21 protein-coding genes and 1 pseudogene are annotated in these 22,213 nt (G+C 61.0%); 4 read left to right on the forward strand and 18 right to left on the reverse strand.

Going from position 1 to position 22,213, the window contains the following annotated elements; all coding sequences use genetic code 11:
• Window positions 1-27 precede the first annotated feature (27 nt).
• Together D0550_RS06140 and D0550_RS06145 are read left to right on the forward strand one after the other, a co-directional pair.
• On the forward strand, window positions 28-1,134 hold the full coding sequence (locus D0550_RS06140; RefSeq protein WP_116808232.1) for an acetamidase/formamidase family protein: 1,107 nt from the start codon (window positions 28-30) through the stop codon (window positions 1,132-1,134).
• 404 nt (window positions 1,135-1,538) lie between these two features.
• Window positions 1,539-3,440 (forward strand): amidase family protein, encoded by a 1,902-nt coding sequence (locus D0550_RS06145; protein WP_422664256.1) that lies wholly within the window; start codon window positions 1,539-1,541, stop codon window positions 3,438-3,440.
• Between the two features lie 12 nt (window positions 3,441-3,452).
• Here D0550_RS06145 and D0550_RS06150 read toward each other — a convergent pair whose 3' ends face one another.
• The 12 genes and pseudogenes from D0550_RS06150 to D0550_RS34595 all read right to left on the reverse strand — a co-directional run bounded on the left by D0550_RS06150 (window position 3,453) and on the right by D0550_RS34595 (window position 10,097).
• Window positions 3,453-4,214, reverse strand: a complete 762-nt coding sequence (locus D0550_RS06150) for an alpha/beta hydrolase family protein (RefSeq protein WP_161965663.1) — start codon at window positions 4,212-4,214, stop codon at window positions 3,453-3,455.
• A gap of 205 nt (window positions 4,215-4,419) precedes the next feature.
• Window positions 4,420-4,832 (reverse strand): annotated as a pseudogene (locus tag D0550_RS06155) (VOC family protein).
• Between the two features lie 88 nt (window positions 4,833-4,920).
• Window positions 4,921-5,700, reverse strand: a complete 780-nt coding sequence (locus D0550_RS06160) for an SDR family NAD(P)-dependent oxidoreductase (protein WP_116808235.1) — start codon at window positions 5,698-5,700, stop codon at window positions 4,921-4,923.
• 99 nt (window positions 5,701-5,799) lie between these two features.
• Complete coding sequence (locus tag D0550_RS06165; protein ID WP_116808236.1) at window positions 5,800-6,237, reverse strand: hypothetical protein; 438 nt, start codon at window positions 6,235-6,237, stop codon at window positions 5,800-5,802.
• 28 nt (window positions 6,238-6,265) lie between these two features.
• Window positions 6,266-6,667 carry a hypothetical protein gene (locus D0550_RS06170; RefSeq protein WP_153067065.1) on the reverse strand — a complete coding sequence of 134 codons (402 nt, stop codon included), beginning with the start codon at window positions 6,665-6,667 and terminating at the stop codon, window positions 6,266-6,268.
• Window positions 6,668-6,721: 54 nt separating this feature from the next.
• The gene (locus D0550_RS06175; RefSeq protein WP_116808238.1) at window positions 6,722-7,453 is read right to left on the reverse strand and encodes an SDR family oxidoreductase; all 732 of its coding nucleotides are present in this window, start codon (window positions 7,451-7,453) and stop codon (window positions 6,722-6,724) included.
• 191 nt (window positions 7,454-7,644) lie between these two features.
• On the reverse strand, window positions 7,645-8,181 hold the full coding sequence (locus tag D0550_RS06180) for a DUF2199 domain-containing protein (RefSeq protein ID WP_116808239.1): 537 nt from the start codon (window positions 8,179-8,181) through the stop codon (window positions 7,645-7,647).
• A 20-nt stretch (window positions 8,182-8,201) separates the two neighbouring features.
• Window positions 8,202-8,690 carry a hypothetical protein gene (locus tag D0550_RS06185; protein WP_116808240.1) on the reverse strand — a complete coding sequence of 163 codons (489 nt, stop codon included), beginning with the start codon at window positions 8,688-8,690 and terminating at the stop codon, window positions 8,202-8,204.
• Window positions 8,691-8,788: 98 nt separating this feature from the next.
• Window positions 8,789-9,310 (reverse strand): YfeK family protein, encoded by a 522-nt coding sequence (locus D0550_RS06190; RefSeq protein WP_241520740.1) that lies wholly within the window; start codon window positions 9,308-9,310, stop codon window positions 8,789-8,791.
• Window positions 9,311-9,352: 42 nt separating this feature from the next.
• Window positions 9,353-9,604 carry an FxLYD domain-containing protein gene (locus tag D0550_RS37095; protein WP_414717266.1) on the reverse strand — a complete coding sequence of 84 codons (252 nt, stop codon included), beginning with the start codon at window positions 9,602-9,604 and terminating at the stop codon, window positions 9,353-9,355.
• Between the two features lie 41 nt (window positions 9,605-9,645).
• Window positions 9,646-9,846 carry a hypothetical protein gene (locus tag D0550_RS06195; protein ID WP_153067066.1) on the reverse strand — a complete coding sequence of 67 codons (201 nt, stop codon included), beginning with the start codon at window positions 9,844-9,846 and terminating at the stop codon, window positions 9,646-9,648.
• A gap of 41 nt (window positions 9,847-9,887) precedes the next feature.
• The gene (locus D0550_RS34595) at window positions 9,888-10,097 is read right to left on the reverse strand and encodes a hypothetical protein (RefSeq protein ID WP_153067067.1); all 210 of its coding nucleotides are present in this window, start codon (window positions 10,095-10,097) and stop codon (window positions 9,888-9,890) included.
• A gap of 315 nt (window positions 10,098-10,412) precedes the next feature.
• Here D0550_RS34595 and D0550_RS06205 point away from each other — a divergent pair, with 315 nt between their 5' ends.
• On the forward strand, window positions 10,413-11,492 hold the full coding sequence (locus D0550_RS06205) for an IS110 family RNA-guided transposase (protein WP_116808369.1): 1,080 nt from the start codon (window positions 10,413-10,415) through the stop codon (window positions 11,490-11,492).
• A gap of 1,108 nt (window positions 11,493-12,600) precedes the next feature.
• Here the strand turns inward: D0550_RS06205 and aspS are convergent.
• Window positions 12,601-14,382 carry an aspartate--tRNA ligase gene (gene aspS / locus D0550_RS06215; RefSeq protein ID WP_116808244.1) on the reverse strand — a complete coding sequence of 594 codons (1,782 nt, stop codon included), beginning with the start codon at window positions 14,380-14,382 and terminating at the stop codon, window positions 12,601-12,603.
• Between the two features lie 188 nt (window positions 14,383-14,570).
• On the opposite strand from aspS, the gene D0550_RS06220 reads away from it, so the two are divergent.
• A complete protein-coding gene (locus tag D0550_RS06220) occupies window positions 14,571-16,088 on the forward strand; it encodes a Fic family protein (protein WP_116808245.1) in 1,518 nt (505 codons plus the stop codon).
• A 140-nt stretch (window positions 16,089-16,228) separates the two neighbouring features.
• Here the strand turns inward: D0550_RS06220 and D0550_RS06225 are convergent, their stop codons facing one another.
• The 5 genes from D0550_RS06225 to rluD form a co-directional block, all read right to left on the reverse strand.
• On the reverse strand, window positions 16,229-16,675 hold the full coding sequence (locus tag D0550_RS06225; protein ID WP_116808246.1) for an FmdB family zinc ribbon protein: 447 nt from the start codon (window positions 16,673-16,675) through the stop codon (window positions 16,229-16,231).
• Window positions 16,676-16,764: 89 nt separating this feature from the next.
• Window positions 16,765-19,341: an ATP-dependent chaperone ClpB gene (gene clpB, locus D0550_RS06230; RefSeq protein WP_116808247.1), complete on the reverse strand. Its 2,577-nt coding sequence runs from the start codon at window positions 19,339-19,341 to the stop codon at window positions 16,765-16,767.
• A 133-nt stretch (window positions 19,342-19,474) separates the two neighbouring features.
• On the reverse strand, window positions 19,475-20,311 hold the full coding sequence (locus tag D0550_RS06235) for a ZIP family metal transporter (RefSeq protein ID WP_116808248.1): 837 nt from the start codon (window positions 20,309-20,311) through the stop codon (window positions 19,475-19,477).
• 99 nt (window positions 20,312-20,410) lie between these two features.
• Window positions 20,411-21,175, reverse strand: a complete 765-nt coding sequence (gene pgeF / locus D0550_RS06240; RefSeq protein WP_116808249.1) for a peptidoglycan editing factor PgeF — start codon at window positions 21,173-21,175, stop codon at window positions 20,411-20,413.
• Window positions 21,176-21,179: 4 nt separating this feature from the next.
• Window positions 21,180-22,151 (reverse strand): 23S rRNA pseudouridine(1911/1915/1917) synthase RluD, encoded by a 972-nt coding sequence (rluD, locus tag D0550_RS06245; RefSeq protein ID WP_116808250.1) that lies wholly within the window; start codon window positions 22,149-22,151, stop codon window positions 21,180-21,182.
• Window positions 22,152-22,213 lie beyond the last annotated feature (62 nt).

The following is a 22,213-nucleotide window of genomic DNA, read 5'->3' on the forward strand; positions in this document are numbered from 1 at the left end:
AATTCCACGGGAGATGCGACAGTGGCAATGAACGCCATCCTGCAACGGATCATGAAACCAGGCGCGGGCTCGGTGCTGGCTTTGCTCGCGCTGAACACACTCGCCGCGGAGCCTCGCTTTGATCATCTGGTGCGACTGACGCCAGAGAGCTCTGTCGTTGGCAATTTCCCCGCGCAAAAGCGACCGATCCTGACCATCAAATCGGGCGAGACCGTGAAGCTCGAAACCGGCGGCGGCAATCGCTGGGGCGAGCAGGAACCGCATCAGTGGCTGCCAGAGAACGGCATTCAGCTCGACGCGGAAAGTACCCGCGCCATCGGCGAGATCGATCGTGTCGTCAAGGAAACGAAACGTTACGCCGGCATCGAAAACGGCCACCTGCTGGTCGGTCCCGTGGCAATCGACGGCGCGATGCCCGGTGACGTGCTCGAAGTGCGCATTCTCTCGGTGGTACCCCGCATCCCCTACGGCACGGTCAGTCAGCGACCAGGCGCTGGAGGTATCCCTGACAGCGTGCCGGAACCGTTCACGAAGGTGGTACCGCTGGATCTGCGCAAGAACGTAGGCCGGTTCGACGACGGCATCGAAGTGCCGCTCGGGCCCTTCATGGGCGTGATGGCAACGTTGCCGCCGGCGCAAGACGGTTCGAATCGTCGCAGCGGACCGCCGGGAATGTTTGGCGGCAACCTGGATTGCAAGGAGCTGGTCACGGGCTCCACGTTGTTTCTGCCGATCTACCACCCGGGAGCCCTGTTCTACACGGGCGACTCGCATGCCGCGCAAGGCGATGGCGAAGTCACCGTCAACGCGATCGAAACCGCCAACACCGCGGTGCTCCAGTTCATCCTGCACAAGGACCGGACGTTGCTGGCGCCGCGGGCCGAGACGCCGACGCACTACATCGCTTTCGGACTCGACTCCGATCTGGACAACGCCATGACCATGGCGATCAAGGAAACTAACGCCTATCTGGCCGATCTGCGCGGCCTGGATTTCAAGAATGCGTTCGCGCTATCGAGCATCGCCGTCGACTTCCGCGTGACGCAGGTGGTCGATGGCACGAAGGGCATTCACGCAATGATTCCCAAGCGCCTCTTTACCCGCGGCGTGCCGGCTTACTGGTACCGGCCATGATCGTGAAAGCACCTTCGTTTGTTTACGCATTCGCGCTGTCGCTAACTCTAGTGGGCCCAGCTGAAGCAGCCACGCCCGGCAAGTTTCACGTGGAAGAGGCAACGATCGCGGATGTCCACGCCGCGATCCGGTCGGGAGCAGCGAGTTGTCAGAGCATCGTGCAGGCTTACATTGATCGTGCCCGCGCGTACAACGGCGTCTGTACCAAGCTGGTGACTGCTGATGGCGCCCGAGTGCGGCCCGCAAAAGGTTACGTGCGAAACGGCGCAGCGCTCGTATTCCCGACTACGACGGTCAAGGCATCGTCCCTCTTCCCCGGTCTCGATCAATATAAGGGACTGCCGCTCGACTACGGTCGCATGGAACCGACCGTGTCCGATCCCAGCGCGATGGCGCAGATGGGCATGCGCGTGGGCATACCAAACGCGGGACAGATCAACGCGCTCGAGACGCTCAACATTCGCGGCGAGCGTTCGGTCACGTGCAAAGGCGCATTCGATGCGCCCCCATCCACCGGCCCGCTCTCCGCCGCAGCCCCTGCCGTATGTGAGGAGTTTCGCAAACAGCCGGATGCGCTGGAGCGGGCAGCAGAGCTCGACGCGCGATACGGTGCGAATCCCGATCTCGCCGTGCTGCCGATGTACTGTGTCACCGCGACCTTCAAGGATCCGTACGACACCAAAGACATGCGCACCACGGCCAACAGCGATGTGAATTTCGCCATGGACGTGCCGCCGTTCGATGCCACGATCGTGGCGCAATTGCGCGCGAAAGGCGCCATCATCTTCGCCAAGTCCAACGCTCATGAGTTCAATGCCGGTCCTGGCAATCCGGGTGGGCCGTCGCAGACGAGAACCAACTGGGTAGCCGGCGGACAGCAAGTCAGCGCCTGGAGCGGTCAGGCGTGCAATCCCTATGACACTGAGCGCGTGCCACGCGGATCGAGCGGTGGATCCGGCGCCGCCGTCAGCGCGAACCTGGCGATGGTCGGCATCTGCGAGCAGTCGTCCGCTTCGTGCCAAGGCCCCGCCTCTCGCAATGGCATCGCGATGTTGCTGCCGACGAAGGGACTGATGCCGGACAATGGCGGTATCACCAATCAATGGTTCCACGACCGACCGGGCATCCATGCACGAACGCTGACGGACGCCGCACGCGTGCTCGATGCCATCAAAGACCCCAAGACCGGCTACTACGATTCGCGGGATCTGTTTACCGCGAGCGCTCCGGCAATCGCCGCCGATCAGCCCTTTGCGAGCTTCGCAGTTCCAGACACTACGCTGAAACAATCCGCCCGGCCGCTCGGGGCGATGCGCATTGCCATCCTGCGTGAACACATGGTCAAGAGCACGCGCAATCACGAGGCAATCTCCGATCGCATCGATGCGGAAATCAAGCGCGTGTTGCGCGACCAGCTCGGAGCGGATCTCGTAGAGACGGTCGCGCCCGGTTATCCCGACGATCCGGATATTCCCAATCTGAAGTACACGTTCGCCGATGCGCTCTCCGAGATCCTGCCGCGGCTGATGCCGGAAATCTTTGTCNNTCCCCGTCGCAACAGCGCTGGCGAGCTGGTCTTCGCGGTGCCTGGCTACGATGTGACGTCGTCCGATTATTTGCTCAAGCTGAGCCGGCGCGAGGCGCCGCTGACCGACAAGGTGAACATCACGAATTTCCAATCGTTCGGTGCATTACCTTGCAGCACCACGCTGTGCACGAACGTGGCTTTCGACATCGACCGATATCTCGCCGCCAGAGCAGATGCGCGCATCACAAATTGGGCGGCTTGGGTCGGGAACGCGAAGTTCCGCGAGGATGAATCGCGAGCCGGTGCTGAGAACTGGCGGGTCTGGAAAGGGCAGCAGGAAGGCAAAGGCGATGCGCTGGCGCGCAGCTACATCGGTCGGCTGGCGCTACAGAAGGTCATGCTCGAAAACGGCATAGATGCTTTCGTGCATCCAGAAAACACCGTGCCCACGCCGAAGATCCAGGGGCCTAACGTCGGCGCGATCAGCCTCGAGGGCATTACACCTTTCTTTCAGATTCCGCGCATCGTCGTGCCAGCCGGTACCAACGACGTGATCTATGAGCCGAAGTTCGCCTTGAACGAAGCCAAGACCGATTACGTCTCGGTGTTGCCCGAGGAGACGAAACCGACCCGGCTGCCGCATCCCATGCCGATTGCGATGACATTCTTCGCAGGCCAGGGTTCGGAGCCCACGCTGATTCGGATCGGGACTGCGTATGAGGCCGCCACTCACCATAGGTTCGCGCCGCCCGCTTTCGGCCCGGTAGCGAAGCGCTGAGCGATGAGTCTGTCACGCAGTCGGTGCGCAAGCCTGTGCGGGCGCGAGCGGACCAGAGGCAGGCACCTCTTGTTCAATCCAGTGAAGCGCGTCATCGAGGTCTCGCATCAGCTTGTCGCGAGCATCGCTGAACCCGTGGTCCTCCGATTCGATCGGGTAGAGGCGCAGCGTAGGCGTATCCGCGCCGAGCAGCTGGCGTGATTCGGCTGCGGGCACATAAGAGTCATTGGTCGACTGGATGACCGCGAGCGGCGCCGAGCCGAGGAACTTCAACGCCGGATAAAGTTGAATTCGATCCTGGTCATCGACCTTGACGCCCAGTTCGCGTTCGCTTTCGGACGCTTGCAGGTAATCGGCTTCGCGGGTCAGCGCGATTGCTACCGCGCCTTTGACGTCGTCGCGCAGCTCTGGGTGCACAGCCGTGAACGCAACCGCGGAAGCGCCTCGCGAGAATCCGACCATGACGATCGGCGTCGAATCGGGCAGGCCAAGATGTTGCTTGGCCTGCCCGTACAGCGCCTTGAGCCCTTGCGCGGCGCGCCCGGTACTAACTCTGTCCGAGTCATCGATTCCCCGAAGGGCTTCGGGCGCGCTGAAGCCCGCCAGCGTATAACCCTCGTCGGCAAGGTGTGTGAACACCGCGCGACTCGTACCAAACCAACCGTCATCGCCGGTGACGAAGATGACGAGGTACCCGGGATGCCGAGCCTGCGCGGGACAAACGTAGGTTGCGTGAAGATCGCGCAAGGCCGTGTGAACCGGCTGCACTGCCACTGTGTACTCGCCAGGCTTCGATGCAATCCGGGCGCCAGAGGCAGCACATCCAGCCAAAGCGACCAAGCATGCTGCAGCGAAGAGTGGTCTCGCACGCATTGCCCGGAGCGTACGCCTCGGCTTTGCAAGAGGGGATAGGCCTTCTCCCCTCATGCGGAGTGGCGTATGTCCCATCATGAATGCCGAGGCCTATCCTCGTACCGGTCTACTTGACCCGATAGATTGCACAGAGCTTGTTGCCGTCCGGGTCACGCACATAGGCCAGATGCATCGGACCCAACACGTTGTCGCGCAGGCCCGGCGGATCTTCGATCGAAGTCCCGCCATGTGCTACTGCTACGTCATGAAACTCTCGAACGTGCTCCGGCGAATTGCACTTGAAACCAATGGTGCCACCATTTGCAAATGTCGCTTTTTCTCCGTTGATCGGCTCGCTGATACAAAACGTGCTGCCGTTATGCCGGTAGAAGAGTCGCATGTGGCCAGTGGCCGCCTTGCTTTGCACTTTTTTGCAACTTTGGCTCGCCTGCACCGAGCGTCTTTGAGCAACAGCGTCGTAAGTAAAAGCGCTTTCGAGCGCTCGATGTCGTTCGAGCCGATCATGATGTGATTGAACATTCTGTTTACTCTCGATTCTGGGTTAAGACCTGAGCGGTCTTGCGCTCCACCATGATACGCAATTCTTCGAACGAAGAGATGCCCTGGCTCAGTACATCCGAGTTGCGCTGCCGCCATCCACTGGCAGAACGATACCGTTGACGTAGCTCGCCGCATCCGAACACAGCCACGTAATCGCGTTAGCGGTTTCCTCGGCTTGCCCCAATCGTTTCATGCTCGAGTGACGCTCCACCAGCGCCTGATACCTCTCCGCCGCGCCCGGCCGGTTGGGATCGACCATCTCGGATCGCGTGAAACCGGGCGCCACCGCGTTGATGCGAATCGACAACTGACCATAGTCGGCGGCGGCCGATCGGGTGAGACCGACCACGCCATGTTTGCTGGCCGAGTAAGGACCATGGCCGATGTCGCTTGGCTTGAGCCCATAGATCGACGCAATGTTGACGATTGCACCGCCGCCATTGGCGAGCAGCGCGGGAATCTGGTACTTCATGCACAACCAGACGCCCTTCAAGTTGCTACCCATGACCTCGTCCCATTGCGCCTCCGTGACATCGGCGATCGGTGTGAAGCGCGGGCCGGCGATGCCGGCATTGTTCACCGCATAGTCCAGGTGGCCGAACTTCTCAACGGCGGCTTGCACCATGCGCTCCACGTCAGCGGCGCTACTCACGTCGGTCGGCACGAACAGCGCTTCACTGCCTGAAGCGACGATTCGCTCCACCACCCGGGCGCTTTGCTCGGCGCGCCGAGCTGCAATCACGACCTTGGCTCCGCCTTGAGCGAACTTCAGCGCCGTGGCCTCGCCCAGTCCGGAACTGCCACCGGTCACCAGTGCGACCTTGCCTGCGAATATTCCCACCTGCATCTCCCTCGGCTCCGGTTAATGATCTGGCCCCATTTTAGGGCGCCTTGGATAGGACGATCGACCCCAAACACGGAAGACGAGATGAAACGGCGCTCGGAATCATGCGCTGGGCTCGGGCGCCGGCGGTCGCGAGGTGGCCTCCTGATAGCTCTGCGCAAACTTGGAGTAATGAAGGGCCCAGTAGACGAGAAGTCCTATGGCCGGGTCGAACAAGGCTAGCACCGCCCACCACGCGGGACGGATTCCGAGAAAGAGCCATTCGCGCTCTTTCGCATCCCGATAGACATAGCGGCCAATGAGCAAACCAAATGCGTAGTAGACGACCCACCAGCCAACCGGCCAGATCATGGAAAGCCAGGGAAAGCCCTCCGAAACCTTTCCCGTTTCGTGTCTGGTCGCCATCGACGCGCGCTCGATGCATTGCGCATGCTCTCCGGCATCCGTGACAGCGCCACAAATGAAGTTGGCAATGGATGACTCCGCTGCATGCGCCCCAACGCTGAACGACAGGCATGCAATCAGAAAAAAGATGCGCATCAATTCTCCCCGCCTCCACGCATGAACCTCAAGTGCAGCCCTCGGCCGGCTGCCTCGCTCTGCGCTGCAGATTGATTCCAAGTACAGTGCCCGCTGCAAGAGCGCAGCCGAGCACGAGCCACCCAAAAAAGACTTGAGCATCCAGCGGACTCACCAACCCATCCGGGAGCATCAGCACCAAGACCAGCCACAAAGCCAAACCCATCGCCTCTTCAAGCAGGAGAACTGCCAACGCGTGGGCAAACGGCCTGTACGACTGACCCGCGACAAGGTGAGTGAATATCGCCACTGAAACCAGGAACGCTATCGCATTAAAGCCAAGCATCACTGCGAACGACGACGGTGAACAACAAAAGCCCTCAATAAAGGCGATTGCAGAGCTCGCAAACAAAAGTGCGCCTGCGTACTTGCCTATCTTGCGCCAGTTCATTGTTCCTTCCTCTTGCGCCTGACGCCCGTGCTCATACGGGTGAGCCTTTGCCACTCATTCGGTGTTACCTACGAATACGGTGGAACTACGGACTTCAGGAGCTAACGCTGCGTCGACGATCGCCTCGGCAAACTCTTCGACCGTGGGAAGCGAACCCGCCTGGGCCCTGCGGGACTCGATCGTGCCCTTGTCGATTCTCTCCAATAGCTTCGGAGTAATCGTGCCTTCGATCATGTCGCCACTAACGACAACGAAGCCGATGCCGCGATCAGAAAATTCCGGAGCCCGAGCACGCAGCGCCTGCTCGCCTGCGAACTTGCTTGCTGCAACGGGCTCATACGGGCCGCCGATCGGCCTTTCGCCGTGAAAGTGGGCCATATGGCTCGTCACAAACACGATGCGACCGCCCCTTGGCATCAGGGGCAAGGCGGCATCGACGAGTTTGACCTGAGCCGTCAGGTTGAGCTGCATGGCGTAATCGGCGGGCTTCCCCTTCTCCAGACCGCCACTCGCATTCAGTACGAGAATATCCAGGCGCCCGTATTCCTGCCTCAAGGCTGCCATCATCGAAGCGATATCACCGCCGTCAGTCATGTCGGCTTGGATCAGCACCGCCCTCCGACCCAAGTTGCGGATGCTCGCAACAACGTCTTCTGCCCGAGAGCCCTTGCTACGGTAATTGATTGCGATGTTCGCTCCCCGGCTCGCGAGAATTCTGGCGACGCTTGCGCCGATGCCCCGCGACGCGCCCGTAACCAACGCGACCGGCTCATTGAGGTCATCCATCAGTACGTGGTCTCCTTATTAGGTTGTGCGGCCGAGCTCGATCGCCAAGCGGTTGCGTCAAGACTCGTTGCCGAGCACCCATCATCGTCTTCCTTCGTCACCTAACGCCATGCTTCCATCGCGGGCGCCGCCAAGGAGCGCACATTCCACTGGAAGCTCGGGCGCCGATGGACCACCAGGAACAATCTGAGCTAACGCTGCGCTTCACGCCCTTGTTGGGCGGCAGATTTTCGGGACGCACGATCCGAGTACTCATACGCGCGGTGCTCATCAATGCCGCGCGATTGCTCAGCAAACAGCGAATGCTCTACCGGATCAAGGAAGAACTCTGGCCGACTCGTCGTTCCAATCAACTGAATGGCGACCGTAAGCCCGACGGTGCTTTCATGAAACGGCAAAGCATTTGCCAGCGTACCGGGCAGCCGAGGCGCCTCGGACTGATCCGGATCGTCCCACAGATCGTAGATGCGACCAAACACATCCTCGGACACTTCCGCCCACACCCCCAGAGCGTAGTCCTGATTTCTCTTCGCGACCTTGAGAGGCACAAGGCCACGGATAAAGAATCGCTCATCGTCCAGGACCACGATATCTGAGCTGATTCTGCAACGTGACTGTCGGTCTTGCTCGGGAAGCGCGAAAACGTCGTCCGGCAATTTAAATGCAAGCTCAATCGCGGCGCCCGCATGCGGCTTGCCACAGGATTCACAAATTACTTCGTCAGCCATTCCTTCACCCCAACGGCCCGTTATGTTGCTCTTGCATTCGCCGCTTCGAACTGCAACAGAAAGGACGCAGGATCAAGCGCGAAGTGCGCTGCCTCGGACTCTGCAGCCGCACGCAATAGCGGCTGCACAGCCAATGGCAAGACGTTCCTGGTTCCTGGCACAAGGATGGCAAGTCCCAGCTCCCGAGCGATGTTAACGACCTCTCGAAAGAGAGTCATATTCGGTTTTCGGAGATCGAAGCGCACCCGAATGGACTCTACACATCCTTCACTGCGCCACAACTGAATGTCATCTGTCTCCACGTTGCCCCAAAGCGTGAGGCCCGAGTGCCACGACTTACTCTTGCCCAGGACTCTACCCAGCACTCGCTCAAGCTGCGCATCGTCATACTGCCGCCATGCCAGAGCTGGATCGAAGCCTTCCGCCTCTTCGAATAGAGAATCCACGTCCCCGCCGGAGTTGATCCAGCTCTGCGGTACGAACGCTACGTTGAACTGCCAGACCGCCACTACAACTTCCTATCCAACATGACATCGCCGCTATGTCGCGAGCAACAGCGCTTCACCTTGCGAGTGGGCACGCGCAGCGCGTGGACTCCATTCGCTTGTTAGTGGTGCTTGGCTGCACTGCTTGCTTCCGCCCTGAACCTGGCAAGCGCTTCACGGAACCATATCGCGCTTTGCACTTGAGCCTGATCTCCACATTTGACCAGATATGGCTTCCCGCTGGCACTGCTTTCCGAAGCTGCGCGTTCGATGAATGCTTCTGCAGTGGGGACGAGATTCTTTCGGAGCAAGTACTCGTACTTGCGATTCAGATGCTCCACGGCACGAGACGCGTCATACCACGAGCCATTGCGGTTGAACTGACACCCTGATGCCGCGAGATGGCTGATCAGATGAGAAATCTCTTCCCTAGCCATGGGATTCGACTCCTGAACCGTTGCCAGCAGCGGCGCGCTGAGCGTCAGAAACAAGATGAGAGACTTCAATCCCAACACCCCTAACGCTCGTGTTAAGGGCGCGCGTATCGCGCGCATCGGCCTCAACGCTTCCACAATCTCCTCCGACAAGAAAAGCATGAAACGACGACCACGCTGGCGACGGCTGAGAGAGCCACTCGCACCCATGGACACGGTCACACTGGTTAGAGTCGTCGATCGCTCATGGGGCTAACGCCCTGCATCTGGCTGAACGTAGTACGCACTGGCAATCGCCACGGTGTACCGGTCATAGGCCAACGGCAGAGAGGAGCTGCGGCATTCGGAACAAGAAACCTTAAAATTTCGCGTTTGACCGGGCTCGATTGAGCCATCAAGGTGGCTCGAACACTTGTCCACAAAGGTTCCGCCCTTGTCGAATAGCTCAACCAGGAGCTCCACGGACTGCCAGGTATCCTGCCCTATGTTCTCAATGCTACCGATGAAAGCTGCATTCGCCTCATGCCCCTGCGGTCGATGTTCTTTTACGAGAAGCCCGCATCGGCCGTGTACTTCTTAAACGCGGGTAGCGAGCCATTAATGTCTTCGCGGAACTCCGCAGATTGCTCTGCGAACTTCCTCGCTTCCCACGTTCCGTATGCGAAGAATAGCAAGCCCAGCGAAACCGCGAAGCCGAGGCCAACCAGAAATCCGTGGACGACCTTCAAGAGAGCTGCTTTAAGCATCGACATGGACTCCTTTCTCACTATTAGCCGAACGCCGCCGCTCAGGCGCGCAAGTTTTCTGCGTCGCCTGGAGCGGCTTGTTGGGCCCTAGACAGAACAGTGCCATACCCAACGATAGTCGCGCCTTCGCGCAGCGTGAAGGTTGCGCCAGGTACAACACCTTCATACAGAACATTGGGCTCGTGGTAGTACATCAGAGCCATTGTGACCTCCACCGTGTCGCCCGGCTCAATCTTCAGATACTCGTTCATGAGCACGACACCCTGGTATCTCTCCACGATGGCGTTCCCTTCCAATTTCGCCTTCCGTTGATCCGAAGGACCAATAACGATATGCGGCCTGTATCCGCGCCACAGCGTGTTTCGTCCACGATCGAGCTCCGGCAGCAGAGTTAGCAACGCTCGGACTGTGGGGACCTCCTTCATAAGGCCCAACGCCCCAGCTGAGCTGGGCGCGCACCGCGCGCGAACTCCAGTGATGGGATGGACTCCCCCCGATCTTTCGGCATCATTGTGCCAGCTGGCGTCATGTGGTGTGAGTGTCAGCGCAACCAGGAGGAGCCCGAGATGAATGCTACAACCGTAGCCATTGACCTGGCAAAGAACGTCTTCCAGTTGGCCTACGCCGACGCAAATTGGAAGATTGTCTCCACCGCGCGCCTCACCCGATCTCAGTTCCAGCGCTGTTTCCAAAACAGCAGCATCTCGCTGGTCATCATGGAAGCGTGCGGCTGCGCCCATTACTGGGCTCGGCAGATACAGGCACAGGGCATCGAAGTGCGCCTGCTGCCACCTCGCTATGTTCGCGCCTATGTCAAACGCAACAAGACCGATGCGGCCGATGCCGCCGCTCTGCTGGAGGCGGCGCGCTGCGCCGATATTCAACCCGTCCGGATCAAGTCCGTCGAGCAACAGGCACTGCAAAGCCTTCACCGTACTCGTTCGCTGTGGATGACCACACGGACGGCCAGGATCAATGCACTGAGGGGCTTCTGCCGCGAGTTCGGCATTGACATCGCGCAGGGTGCACGGCTCGGCCTGGAACAGATCGCTCGAGCACTCGCCGATCCGAACTCATTGCTACCTGAGCTCTTGCGCACCAGCATGCGTTCGATGATCGATGAGCTCCGTTTGCTCGAAGTGCGCATCAACCAATTGGAGAAGCAGCTCGGTGAACTCGCTCGTCAGTCCGCCACTTGCACGACCCTATTATCAATCCCCGGCGTTGGATTGCTCACGGCCACCGCCATGGTTGCAGCGACCAGCGGAGAGGTCAGTCACTTCAAAGATGCCCGTCATTTCGCCGCTTGGTTTGGGCTGACGCCGAAGGAACATTCCTCCGGCCAAACCCGCCGCATCGGCCGCATCTCTAAGCGCGGTGATCGCTACGTCCGCATGCTGCTCACTCATGGTGCCCGCGCCGTGCTCAACGCCGCCAATCTCGCCACCAGGATGCAGCGGCCCGTCGACCCGCTACGCCGCTGGGCTTTACAGATCCAACAACGCAGCAATCACAACAAGGCCGTGTGCGCGCTTGCCAACAAGCTTGCCCGCATCTGTTACGCAGTGCTGCGAGATCACGAGCCCTACGGCGTAGCTCGTCTCGACCACAAACTGCAGCAATCGACTTTTGCGATGCCGACCTGATCTACCCCCGCCTCATGCTTGCCCAAGAGACTCATCGCCCAACATGGCTCACAGGACCGCGTCCGCACCGCGCGATGCCGATAACATCTTCGGCAGCTTGCCTGCCGTTCGCAGCGATTGGCACCGCGGTGTTGCAGATTTCCATCTCGGCACGGGACATACAGTTCCCACTTCAGATGCCGGATATACGACTGCAAGCGAACTCCTGTCCGCCAATCATCGGTCAGTCTCTACTTGCGGGGGGAGTCCATATACGATTTGTTAGGTCGCATAGCCGTCAAACGAAGCGAAGCCGCGAGCCTGGTGGAATGTCGATCTTGTGAAGCCCGCACAACATATAGGCCTCCTTCTCGATGGGGGCGGCGACGCAGCGATTGCGAATTCGTTGCCATGGACTGCAATCTAACGATGACGATGAGCCGCGCGGCTAACTGACCCAGAACAAAGGCGCATACGCTTCACCGCGTCGGCTCCATTGTTTTGTTAGAACGCACACGCGCGAGATACGACCGAACGACTAACACTCCTGAGACCAGACCGCACAGCACTAGGCTCGTCAGATACGAGAAGACCTGCCAGCCGTTTGTCAAAGTAGCTCCGGTGCCGATGGCCAGCGCCAGAAGAAGACCAGCTGCTGTGCTACCTGCCACACCGACGACAACGAAAAGAGCCGCCGCGCGAAGCGCCACAGGGGCACTCAAGAACGACCGCGCGATCAGGTATGACACAAACATACCAAAGCCCAAACCCACCACGAGAATCGCGAGAGAAAACAGAGGCCCCATAGCGTTCTAACGCCGCCGCTGTGCCGCGATCAACGGCGCTTCGCTGCTGCGAGCCGGAACCAGCGGCTGTTATGTAATGCGCTCAATACGTCAGGTACTCCCGCGCCTGCCTGGCAATATCCTCTACCTCTCGCGCTTGGCGTGAACCAGAGTCCATATACGTCGAATATGCAATTCCGCACCGGATCTCGACCTGGGCGGCCGAGCGTGACGGAATCTTCTCGCGCGGAAGAACGCGCGGGGCGTGAAGCGCGCCTCAACGCGCGAGGCGCACACACAACGCCGGGCGCGCTTCGCGCGCACCAGCGCCAAAACTACGGGCCTTAGCCCTCCGCCTTCACCGGCAGCTTCACCCGAATATGCAGCTCCTTCAGCTGCTCTTCGGACACGCCAGTCGGCGCACTCGTCATCAAGTCCGCCGCCGTCTGCGTCTTCGGGAATGCAATGACGTCACGAATGGAATCCGTGCCCGCCATGAACATCACGATGCGGTCCAAGCCGAACGCGATACCACCATGCGGCGGCGTCCCGAACTTGAGCGCCTCGAGCAGGAAGCCGAACTTGATCTGCGCCTCTTCCGGCGAGATGCCGAGCAGGTCGAACACCGTCGACTGCATCTCCTGCCGGTGAATACGCACCGAGCCGCCGCCGATCTCCGAGCCGTTGAGCACCATGTCGTAACCCTTCGACAGAGCATTCTTCGGATCGGCACGCAGCGCCGCCGCGTCTTCGATACGAGGCGCAGTGAATGGGTGATGGAGAGCGACCCAGCGCTTCGCATCCGGATCCCATTCGAACATCGGGAAGTCGACCACCCACAGCGGGTGCCAGCCGGTCTTGGCGAGCTTCAGATCGTGGCCGACCTTGATACGCAGCGCGCCGATGGCGTCGTTCACGACCTTCGCCGTGTCCGCGCCGAAGAAAATCAGATCGCCGTCCTGCGCACCGGTGCGCGACAGGATGCCGCTCACTGCGTCGTCGCTCAGGAACTTCAGGATCGGCGACTGCAAGCCATCGCGGCCCTTCGCCTTCTCGTTCACCTTCACGTAGGCGAGACCCTTCGCGCCGTAGCGTCCGACGAACGTCGTGTAATCGTCGATCTCTTTGCGTGACAGCTTCGTGCCACCTTCCGGCACACGCAGCGCTGCCACACGGCCGTCGGGGTTCGACGCCGGGCCGGAGAACACTTTGAACTCGCAACCCTTCACCAGATCGGCAACGTCGACGAGCTCCAGCGGAATACGCAGGTCGGGCTTGTCGGACGCATAACGACGCATCGCTTCGGCGTACGTCATGCGCGGGAACGGGTTGGGCAGATCGTCGCCGAGCACGGTCTTGAAGATGGAGCGGATCAGTGCCTCCATCAGTTGCATGATCTGTTCTTCGCTCAGGAACGACGTCTCGATATCGAGCTGAGTGAATTCTGGCTGACGCTCGGCGCGCAGGTCCTCGTCGCGGAAGCAGCGGACGATCTGATAGTAACGATCGTAGCCCGCCATCATCAGCAGCTGCTTGAACAGCTGCGGCGACTGAGGCAGCGCGAAGAACTGACCGGGATGCGTGCGGCTCGGCACGAGATAGTCACGCGCGCCTTCCGGGGTCGCCTTCGTGAGCATCGGCGTTTCAATGTCGATGAAGCCGTTGCTGTCGAGGTAGTCGCGCATGGCGCGGGTCACCTGGTGACGCAGGCGGATGCGCTTCTGCATCACGTCGCGACGCAGGTCGAGATAGCGATACTTCAGACGAATCTCTTCGTTGACCGGCTCGTCGTGATGGAACGGCGGGGTCTCGGAGCGGCTCAGGATCTCCAGCTCTTGGGCCAGCAGTTCGACCTGACCGGAGGCGAGGTTGGCGTTGGCGGTGCCGCCCGGGCGGGCGCGGACCAGGCCCTTGATGCGGATGCAGAACTCGCTGCGCAGACGCTCGGCGTCGGCGAACACGCCCTTGGCATCGGGGTCGAACACGATCTGCAACAGACCTTCGCGGTCGCGCAGGTCGACGAAAATCACGCCGCCGTGGTCACGCCGGCGGTGCACCCAGCCAGCGACGCTGACTTCCTTGCCGATGAGGGACTCGTTGACCTGGCCGCAATAATGGGAGCGCATGGAAAAGGCTCGGGACGTAGGGAGCGCGGGATGTTACGGAGGCCCCCGGGGCGGCGCAAGGCGAGGCCTTGGCGAGGCTTCCTCGACCTGCCAGGGTGGCCAAAATCCTGCGAGACACCCGATTATAATTGATTTAGCATCCACCCCATTAAATCTAATCGATATAGAACCTGGATAATCGATTTGGCATGGTACGTACCGATTCTAATCAGGAGCCCGTCGCCATCGGCCAGGAGTGGCTCCGCCGGGAACTAAGCCTGGACGTGCCGGCTCCGGCCGTCGAGAGTTACATCATTCAGGGCGCCAGGCGCACGGCCGTGCACGGGGCACGCACGTGTGAGTTTTTCCCTCGGCACTATGCCGTGGACGCGACTCTCGCCTCGCATCTGCGCTTCGCACTGCGTCACGAGCCTATCGATCTTGGTGTCCTCGTGGCTGCGCTCAAGACGATGCAGCCGGCCGAGATCGAAACCTGGGTTCGAGCCGAGCCCACCGGCGCGTACAGTCGGCGCGCTTGGTTCTTCTATGAAACCTTCACCGGCAGAACACTGGATCTCGAAGATGCTCGCAACGGCAACTACGTCGACGCCTTGGACTCTGCACGCCACGTAGTGGCAGACGGTCGCAAAAGCCCACGTCACCGCGTTATCGACAACTTACTAGGAACTTCGGGTCTTTGTCCGATGGTGCGCCGGACTGCTCGACTGTCGGCTCAGATGGGTACTCGCATCGATGAAGAGGCACGCGCGCTCATCCAGAGTTACGACCCCGTGACGCTGTCGCGCGCGGTCAATTACCTTTACACGAAGGAGACTCGATCGTCGTTCGCCATAGAAGGCGAAACGCCGAGCAGCAGCCGAACGGAACGATTCGTTGCCGCACTCAAAGCCGCGCCTACGTTCACACTCAACAAAGAATCGCTGATTCAACTGCAAGGACAAATCGTCGACCCGCGTTATGCCGCGCACGATTGGCGCAGCTTCCAGAACTTTGTTGGCAACACGGTCAGCGGCTATCGAGAAGAGGTTCATTTCATCTGCCCTCGTCCGCAAGACGTGGCGGGACTCATGAATGCGTGGCTCGCCATGATGACGAGATTGGAGCAGGGCTCGGTCGATCCAGTCATCGCGGCTGCCATCAGCGCGTTTGCATTCGTCTTCGTACACCCATTTGCAGACGGCAACGGCCGAATCCACCGCTTCCTGATGCATCACGCGCTCGCCAAGCGAGCGTACAGCCCCGCCGGGGTGATCTTTCCCATTTCGGCGGCAATCTTGCGGGATCGCCGCAGCTACGATCAGGTACTGGAGACGTTTTCGAAGCCGCTCGGCGAATTCATCGACTGGCACTGGACGCCTGAGCAGGAGATCGCGATCGGCAACGAGACAGCCGATCTTTATCGCTACTTCGACGCCACGCTGTTTGCCGAGTATCTCTACGACAGGGTGGCCGATACGGTTCGACGCGATCTGAAGGAAGAATTGGGATTCGTTGCAGTCTTCGATCGTGCCTTTATCGCCGTGCGTGAGATCGTCGACATGCCCGACCGGCGTGCATCGCTGTTCGTGCGACTGTGCATGCAAAACGGTGGGCGACTGTCAGCTGCGAAACGTTCTCAGTTTCCAGAATTGAGCGATCCTGAAGTCACACAACTCGAAGCGCAGGTGCAAGGCGCTATTTCCGCAGAAGCGGCCGCACACTCCTGAGCAAAGCGTTCGTCACCGTCCAGTAAGGCGGTGAGGCAGCCGTGAATCCTGCGTATCGACATTGACCGCTTGCTCGACGCTCAACTCGATTGAGCGCCCAAGCGGCAACCCATCCACAAAGATGGGCTGCCGGGGCTCGACTACCGCCGCTTGGCCTTTTTCTTGGCCGGTGCAGCCTTCTTCGGCGCCGGGCGCTTGGCCGGAGCTTTGGCGGCCGACTTCTTGCCCTTGGCTGGTGCAGCCTTGGCCGCGGCTTTCTTGCCGCCGCCGGTGCTCACTTCGGCCTTGGCGGGCTTCTTTTCCGGCTTGTCGGCCTTGGCTTCAGCCTTGGTGTCGGAGGAGGACTTGTCCTCAGCCTTTTCGGCCGGCTCGTCGCGGTCGGCGAGATTGCGCTTGTCTTCACCCTCGGACTTGAAGTCGGTCTCGTACCAGCCGGCGCCCTTGAGGCGGAATACCGGTGCGGAGATCAGTTTCTTCAGCGTCGACTTTTTGCAGCTTGGGCATTTGCGCAGCGGCTCATCGGAAATCTTCTGCAAGGTCTCGACGTAGAACTTGCAGTTGCTGCATTCGTATTCGTAAAACGGCATGGTTATTCTCGGTCACAAACCGGGGCCAACTCGGCGTCGCCGCATCATAGTGGGCGACGCCGATTCTTCAAGTTGTTGGCAATAGAAAATCAGCCCCGCGAAAACGCCAGCTCGCCATCCTTGACCGTGACGCGCACCTTGGAGCCGGGGCCGAACTCGCCCTTGAGGATGCGCTGGGCCAGTGGGTTTTCCAGCTGCTGCTGAATGGCGCGTTTCAACGGGCGGGCACCGTACACCGGATCGAAGCCGGCTTCGGCCAGCCGGTCGGTAGCTGCCTCGTCGAGATGCAGTTCGATATCCCGCTCGGCCAGCCGGCGCCGCAGATAGGCCAGCTGGATATCCACGATGGACCGCAGCTGAGCTCGGCCCAGCGGATGAAACACCACGATGTCGTCGACGCGGTTGATGAACTCGGGGCGGAAATGCTGTTGCACGATCTCCAGCACGGCCTCCTTCATCTTGGGGTAGTTCGCCTCGCCGGCCAGCTCCTGAATGACATTCGAGCCCAAGTTCGAGGTCATTATGATGACGGTGTTACGGAAGTCGACCGTGCGCCCCTGGCCATCGGTGAGGCGGCCGTCGTCCAGCACTTGTAACAGCACGTTGAACACATCCGGATGGGCCTTTTCGACCTCGTCCAGCAACAGCACGGAGTACGGCCGGCGACGCACGGCCTCGGTCAAATAGCCGCCCTCTTCATAACCGACGTAGCCCGGAGGCGCGCCGATCAGGCGGGCCACGGAATGTTTCTCCATGAACTCCGACATGTCGATGCGGACCATCGCGTCTTCCGTGTCGAACAGGAACTCCGCGAGCGCCTTGCTCAGCTCGGTCTTACCGACACCGGTCGGACCGAGGAACAGGAAGGAACCATTGGGCCGGTTCGGATCGGACAAGCCGGCGCGTGAGCGACGAATCGCATCCGACACGGCGGTAACGGCCTCGCGCTGGCCGATGACACGCTTGCCCAACTGCTCTTCCATGCGCAGCAGCTTTTCCTTTTCGCCTTCGAGCATCTTGGAGATGGGGATGCCGGTCCACTTGGACACGACTTCGGCGATCTCCTCGTCGGTCACTTTGTTACGCAGCAGCTTCTTCTGATCGGCCTGCTGCTCAGCCGCCGTGGCCGCGGCGAGACGACGCTCCAATTCGGGAATGCGGCCGTACGCCAGCTCCGACATGCGCGCCAGATCCTGTGCGCGTCGCGCCGTTTCCAATTCGGTCTTGGTGCGCTCCAGCTCCTCCTTGATGCCGGCGGCGCTTTGCACCGAGGCTTTCTCGGCCTTCCACACCTCTTCCAGGTCGGAATATTCCTTTTCGAGCCCGCCCAGCTGCTCGTCCAACGCCTTGAGGCGCTTCTTGGAAGCGTCGTCGGTTTCTTTCTTCAGGGCCTCGCGCTCGATCTTCAGCTGGATGATGCGACGCTCGAGTCGATCCATGGCCTCGGGCTTGGAATCGATCTCCATGCGAATGCGCGCACCTGCCTCGTCGATCAGGTCGATGGCCTTGTCGGGCAGCTGACGATCCGTGATGTAACGGTGCGAGAGCGTGGCCGCCGCTACGATCGCCGGGTCGGTGATTTCCACGCCGTGGTGAACTTCGTAACGTTCCTTCAAGCCGCGCAGGATGGCGATGGTGTCTTCCACCGAAGGCTCGTTCACCAGCACTTTCTGGAAACGACGCTCGAGCGCGGCGTCCTTCTCGATGTACTTGCGATACTCATCGAGCGTCGTCGCGCCCACGCAATGCAGCTCGCCACGAGCGAGCGCGGGCTTGAGCATGTTGCCGGCGTCCATTGCGCCCTCGGCCTTGCCGGCGCCGACCATGGTGTGCAGCTCGTCGATGAACAGGATGACGCGGCCTTCCTGTTTCGCGAGATCGTTGAGCACGGCCTTGAGCCGCTCTTCGAACTCGCCACGGAATTTCGCGCCTGCGATCAGCGCGCCCATGTCGAGCGCGAGGATGCGCTTGTTACGCAGCCCTTCGGGCACTTCGCCATTGACGATGCGCTGCGCGAGACCTTCGACAATGGCGGTCTTACCGACGCCAGGCTCGCCGATCAGCACTGGGTTGTTCTTGGTACGACGCTGCAAGACCTGCACGGTGCGGCGGATCTCATCATCACGGCCGATGACCGGATCGAGCTTGCCCTGCTCGGCGCGCTCGGTCAGATCGACGGTGTATTTTTCGAGCGCCTGACGGCTCTCTTCGGCGTTGGCGTCGTTGACCTTCTCGCCGCCCCGCAGCTCGTCGATGGCCTGCTCGATCGAGCCTTTCACGGCGCCGGCGTTCCGCAGCACCGTGCTGATCTGGCCCTTGTCGTCGAGCGCCGCGAGCACGAAGAGCTCGCTGGAAATGAACTGGTCGCCGCGCTTCTGCGCCAGCTTATCCATCACATTGAGCAGGCGGCCGAGCTCGTTGGAGACGTGTACTTCGCCGGACGTGCCCTCGACCTTGGGCAGCTTGTCGAGAGTTTCGCCGAGCTGCGAGCGCAGCAGATTGACCTTGACGCCGGCCTTGTCGAGCAAGTGCCGGACGGTGCCGCCTTGCTGGTCGAGCAGCGCGACCAGTAAGTGCGCCGGCTCGATGTACTGGTTGTCGCGCCCCACGGCCAACGACTGGGCATCGGCCAGGGCCTGCTGGAATTTGCTGGTGAATTTATCCATTCGCATATGAGCTTTCCCCGGCGCACCGAAGCAATCGGCGCCATTTACCTTGGCAGCGATCTGGGACCAAGGTAGGAGAATTCAACTGAGTTCCCCGCCCGGGAACCCGGAATTGTCCTGGCTCAGCTACGGGTCAGTGCGCCAGACTGTGGCTTACGGAGATCACCGCCACACCGAGCACGATATATACCAGCTGCCAGACGCCCGAACCGGGGTCCACCTTGCGGTGAAGACCGGGGATTAGGTCCGCGACCGCAATGTAAAGAAAGCTCGATGCCGCCAGGGCGATGGCGTACGGGAGCGCCCCCTGAACCTGCGCCAGCGCGAAATAGGCCGCCACGCCGCCGATCACGGAGGTCACGCTGGTCAGCAGATTGAGTGTCAGAGCGCGCAAGGGCCGCATGCCGCCATTCAGCAGAATCGCCAGATCACCGACTTCCTGTGGGATCTCGTGGGCACACACAGCGATGGCGGTGACGATGCCTAGATGCACGTCGGTCATGAAGGCCGCGGCTATCAGCACGCCGTCGAGGACGTTGTGAAAACCGTCGCCGATCAGGATGAGCATGGCCGATGCCTGGTCGCGCCGCTGATCGTGATTGTGGGCGTGATTGTGATTGTGGCCGTGCCCATGAGCATGCGCGTGCGGTTCGGGGCTCACATGAACCTCGCACACGTCGGCATGGCAGTGCCGCCACAGCACCATCTTTTCCAGCACGAAGAACAGCAGCAGACCGCCGAGCAGGGCCAGACCGATTTCGTGCGTCTTGGTAACGCCCGCCGATTCGATGGCATGCGGTAGCAGGCCGAGCAGCGCGGCGGCGAGCAAGGCGCCGGTCGCAAAGCTCACCAGATGCGGCAGAACACGCGTGCGTACCCGGTCCGGCACGACCAGGAATACCGAGGCCGTCAGCGCGCTCAGAAAGCCGCCGAGGGTAGTAAACAAAATGATCCAGCCGAGCAGATGCATGATTACAGGATTCGCAGCCCGGCCGCTTGCCAGTCTCGGCGCAGCAGACTCGCGAGCTGAAGGGTGATGTTGGTTATGCCGGGCAGGTTAGCACGCGTGTCAAGCGGGCCCGGCCGCCGGCCCTTCGAGCCAGACCAGCGTAGCCATACGGCCAGTGCGGCTCTCCCGGCGGTAGGAAAAGAAACGTTTGTTATCGGCGAAGCATTCGAAGCCGCCGCCGTAGACGGCAGTGACACCGAGCCGCGCCAGCTCGTTGCGCGCCAATTGATACAAGTCAGCCTGCCATCGGCCGCGTTCGTTGCGCTGGAATGCCGTCGCGTTGTCGGCGCCCAGCTTTAGAAATGCCTCGCGCACTTCGTCGCCGACTTCGAACGCCGCTTGTTCGATGGCGGGACCGAGCCAGGCCATCAGCTGCGATGGAGGAACGCCGAGTGACTTGATCGTCGCGCCCAGCACGCCGCCGGCCAAACCACGCCAGCCAGCATGAGCGGCGCCGACTCGCGAGCCAGTGCGGTCGCAGAACAGGACAGGCAAACAATCGGCGGTCATGACGACGCAAACGGCGCCGGCGCCGCGAGCAACGGAGGCATCAGCGGTCAGGGGCGCGGGCGGCGTTGCGCGCTCGGCGCTCACATCGACGACGTCGATGCCATGAACCTGATTCAACCACATCGGCTCGGCGGGCACTCCAAGCGCCGCCTTGAGCCGCTGCCGATTCTCCGCAACCGCCGCCGGCTCATCCCCGACGTGCAAGCCTAGATTCAGGCTGGAAAACGCGCCCTCGCTGGCACCGCCCGAACGCAGCGTCGCCGCCGCTTTCACAGTCGGCGGTGCGGGCCAGTCGGGAGTAATCCAGTCGACCATGGGTTTAGCGCTTCTTGGTAGCGGCGGCGGCCGTATCGCGAGCGAGCACGCCCAGCAATTCTTGAATATCAGCCGGCAGCGCCGCCTCATTCACGATCGGCTTACCGCTGACCGGGTGCTCGAACGCGAGCCGGGCCGCGTGCAGCGCCTGGCGTTTGAAGCCACGCAGCGCCTCGATCAATTCCGGTGAGGCACCCTTCGGCAGCAGCATGCGACCGCCATACACCTTGTCGCCTACCAATGGATAGTGGACGTGCATCATGTGCACGCGGATCTGATGCGTGCGGCCCGATTCCAGCTTCAACCGCACATGGGTGTGACCGCGAAAGCGCGTCACGACACGATAGTGAGTCACCGCCTCGCGACCGTCCTGGCGCACGGCCATCTTCAAACGATCGACTGGATGACGGCCGATCGGCGCATCGACCACGCCACCGCCGGTCATCACGCCGACGCACACCGCCTCGTACTCACGCTCCACTTCGCGAGCCTCGATCGCTCGCACCAGCGCCGTATGCGCCTCGACCGTACGCGCCACGACCATGAGGCCGCTGGTGTCTTTGTCGAGTCGATGCACGATGCCGGCCCGCGGGACTAGCGATAGCTTGGAGTCGAAGTGCAGCAGGGCATTCTGCAAGGTGCCGGCCGCGTTGCCCGCGCCGGGATGGACGACCAGCCCGGCCGGCTTGTTGATCACCAGCACATGCTTGTCCTGGTGGACGATGTTCAGGTTGATCTGCTCAGGCTCGACGCTCACCTGATCCGGCAGCGTGGCATTGATTTCGACGCTCTCCCCGCCCAGCACCTTGTCCTTGGGCCGCAGCTGGACGCCGTTCACCCGGACCTGGCCGGCGTCGATCCACTCCTTGATTCGGGTGCGGGAATAGCCCTCGAGCAACTCGGTGAGCACCTGGTCCAGGCGCTGGCCGGCGTGCTCGAAGGGGATGGTCAATTGGTGGTGGACTGCTTCGGACATCTTGGGAGGAACTGTGGCTATACTCGCGCCCTCTAACGGGGACGCCTTTGGGGATGGTTCCC

This window comes from Steroidobacter cummioxidans (assembly GCF_003104955.1).

Coding starts and splice junctions, on each gene's coding strand:
- D0550_RS06140 (WP_116808232.1), top strand. CDS start 28: ATGAACGCCATCCTGCAACGGATCATGAAACCAGGCGCGGGCTCGGTG.
- D0550_RS06175 (WP_116808238.1), bottom strand. CDS start 7,453: ATGGATGACCTCAATGAGCCGGTCGCGTTGGTTACGGGCGCGTCGCGG.
- D0550_RS06170 (WP_153067065.1), bottom strand. CDS start 6,667: ATGAACTGGCGCAAGATAGGCAAGTACGCAGGCGCACTTTTGTTTGCG.
- D0550_RS06180 (WP_116808239.1), bottom strand. CDS start 8,181: ATGGCTGACGAAGTAATTTGTGAATCCTGTGGCAAGCCGCATGCGGGC.
- D0550_RS34595 (WP_153067067.1), bottom strand. CDS start 10,097: ATGAACGAGTATCTGAAGATTGAGCCGGGCGACACGGTGGAGGTCACA.
- D0550_RS06220 (WP_116808245.1), top strand. CDS start 14,571: ATGGTACGTACCGATTCTAATCAGGAGCCCGTCGCCATCGGCCAGGAG.
- aspS (WP_116808244.1), bottom strand. CDS start 14,382: ATGCGCTCCCATTATTGCGGCCAGGTCAACGAGTCCCTCATCGGCAAG.
- D0550_RS06195 (WP_153067066.1), bottom strand. CDS start 9,846: ATGCTTAAAGCAGCTCTCTTGAAGGTCGTCCACGGATTTCTGGTTGGC.
- pgeF (WP_116808249.1), bottom strand. CDS start 21,175: ATGGTCGACTGGATTACTCCCGACTGGCCCGCACCGCCGACTGTGAAA.
- D0550_RS06165 (WP_116808236.1), bottom strand. CDS start 6,237: ATGCGCATCTTTTTTCTGATTGCATGCCTGTCGTTCAGCGTTGGGGCG.
- D0550_RS06225 (WP_116808246.1), bottom strand. CDS start 16,675: ATGCCGTTTTACGAATACGAATGCAGCAACTGCAAGTTCTACGTCGAG.
- D0550_RS06190 (WP_241520740.1), bottom strand. CDS start 9,310: ATGGGTGCGAGTGGCTCTCTCAGCCGTCGCCAGCGTGGTCGTCGTTTC.
- D0550_RS06160 (WP_116808235.1), bottom strand. CDS start 5,700: ATGCAGGTGGGAATATTCGCAGGCAAGGTCGCACTGGTGACCGGTGGC.
- D0550_RS06235 (WP_116808248.1), bottom strand. CDS start 20,311: ATGCATCTGCTCGGCTGGATCATTTTGTTTACTACCCTCGGCGGCTTT.
- clpB (WP_116808247.1), bottom strand. CDS start 19,341: ATGGATAAATTCACCAGCAAATTCCAGCAGGCCCTGGCCGATGCCCAG.
- D0550_RS06205 (WP_116808369.1), top strand. CDS start 10,413: ATGAATGCTACAACCGTAGCCATTGACCTGGCAAAGAACGTCTTCCAG.
- rluD (WP_116808250.1), bottom strand. CDS start 22,151: ATGTCCGAAGCAGTCCACCACCAATTGACCATCCCCTTCGAGCACGCC.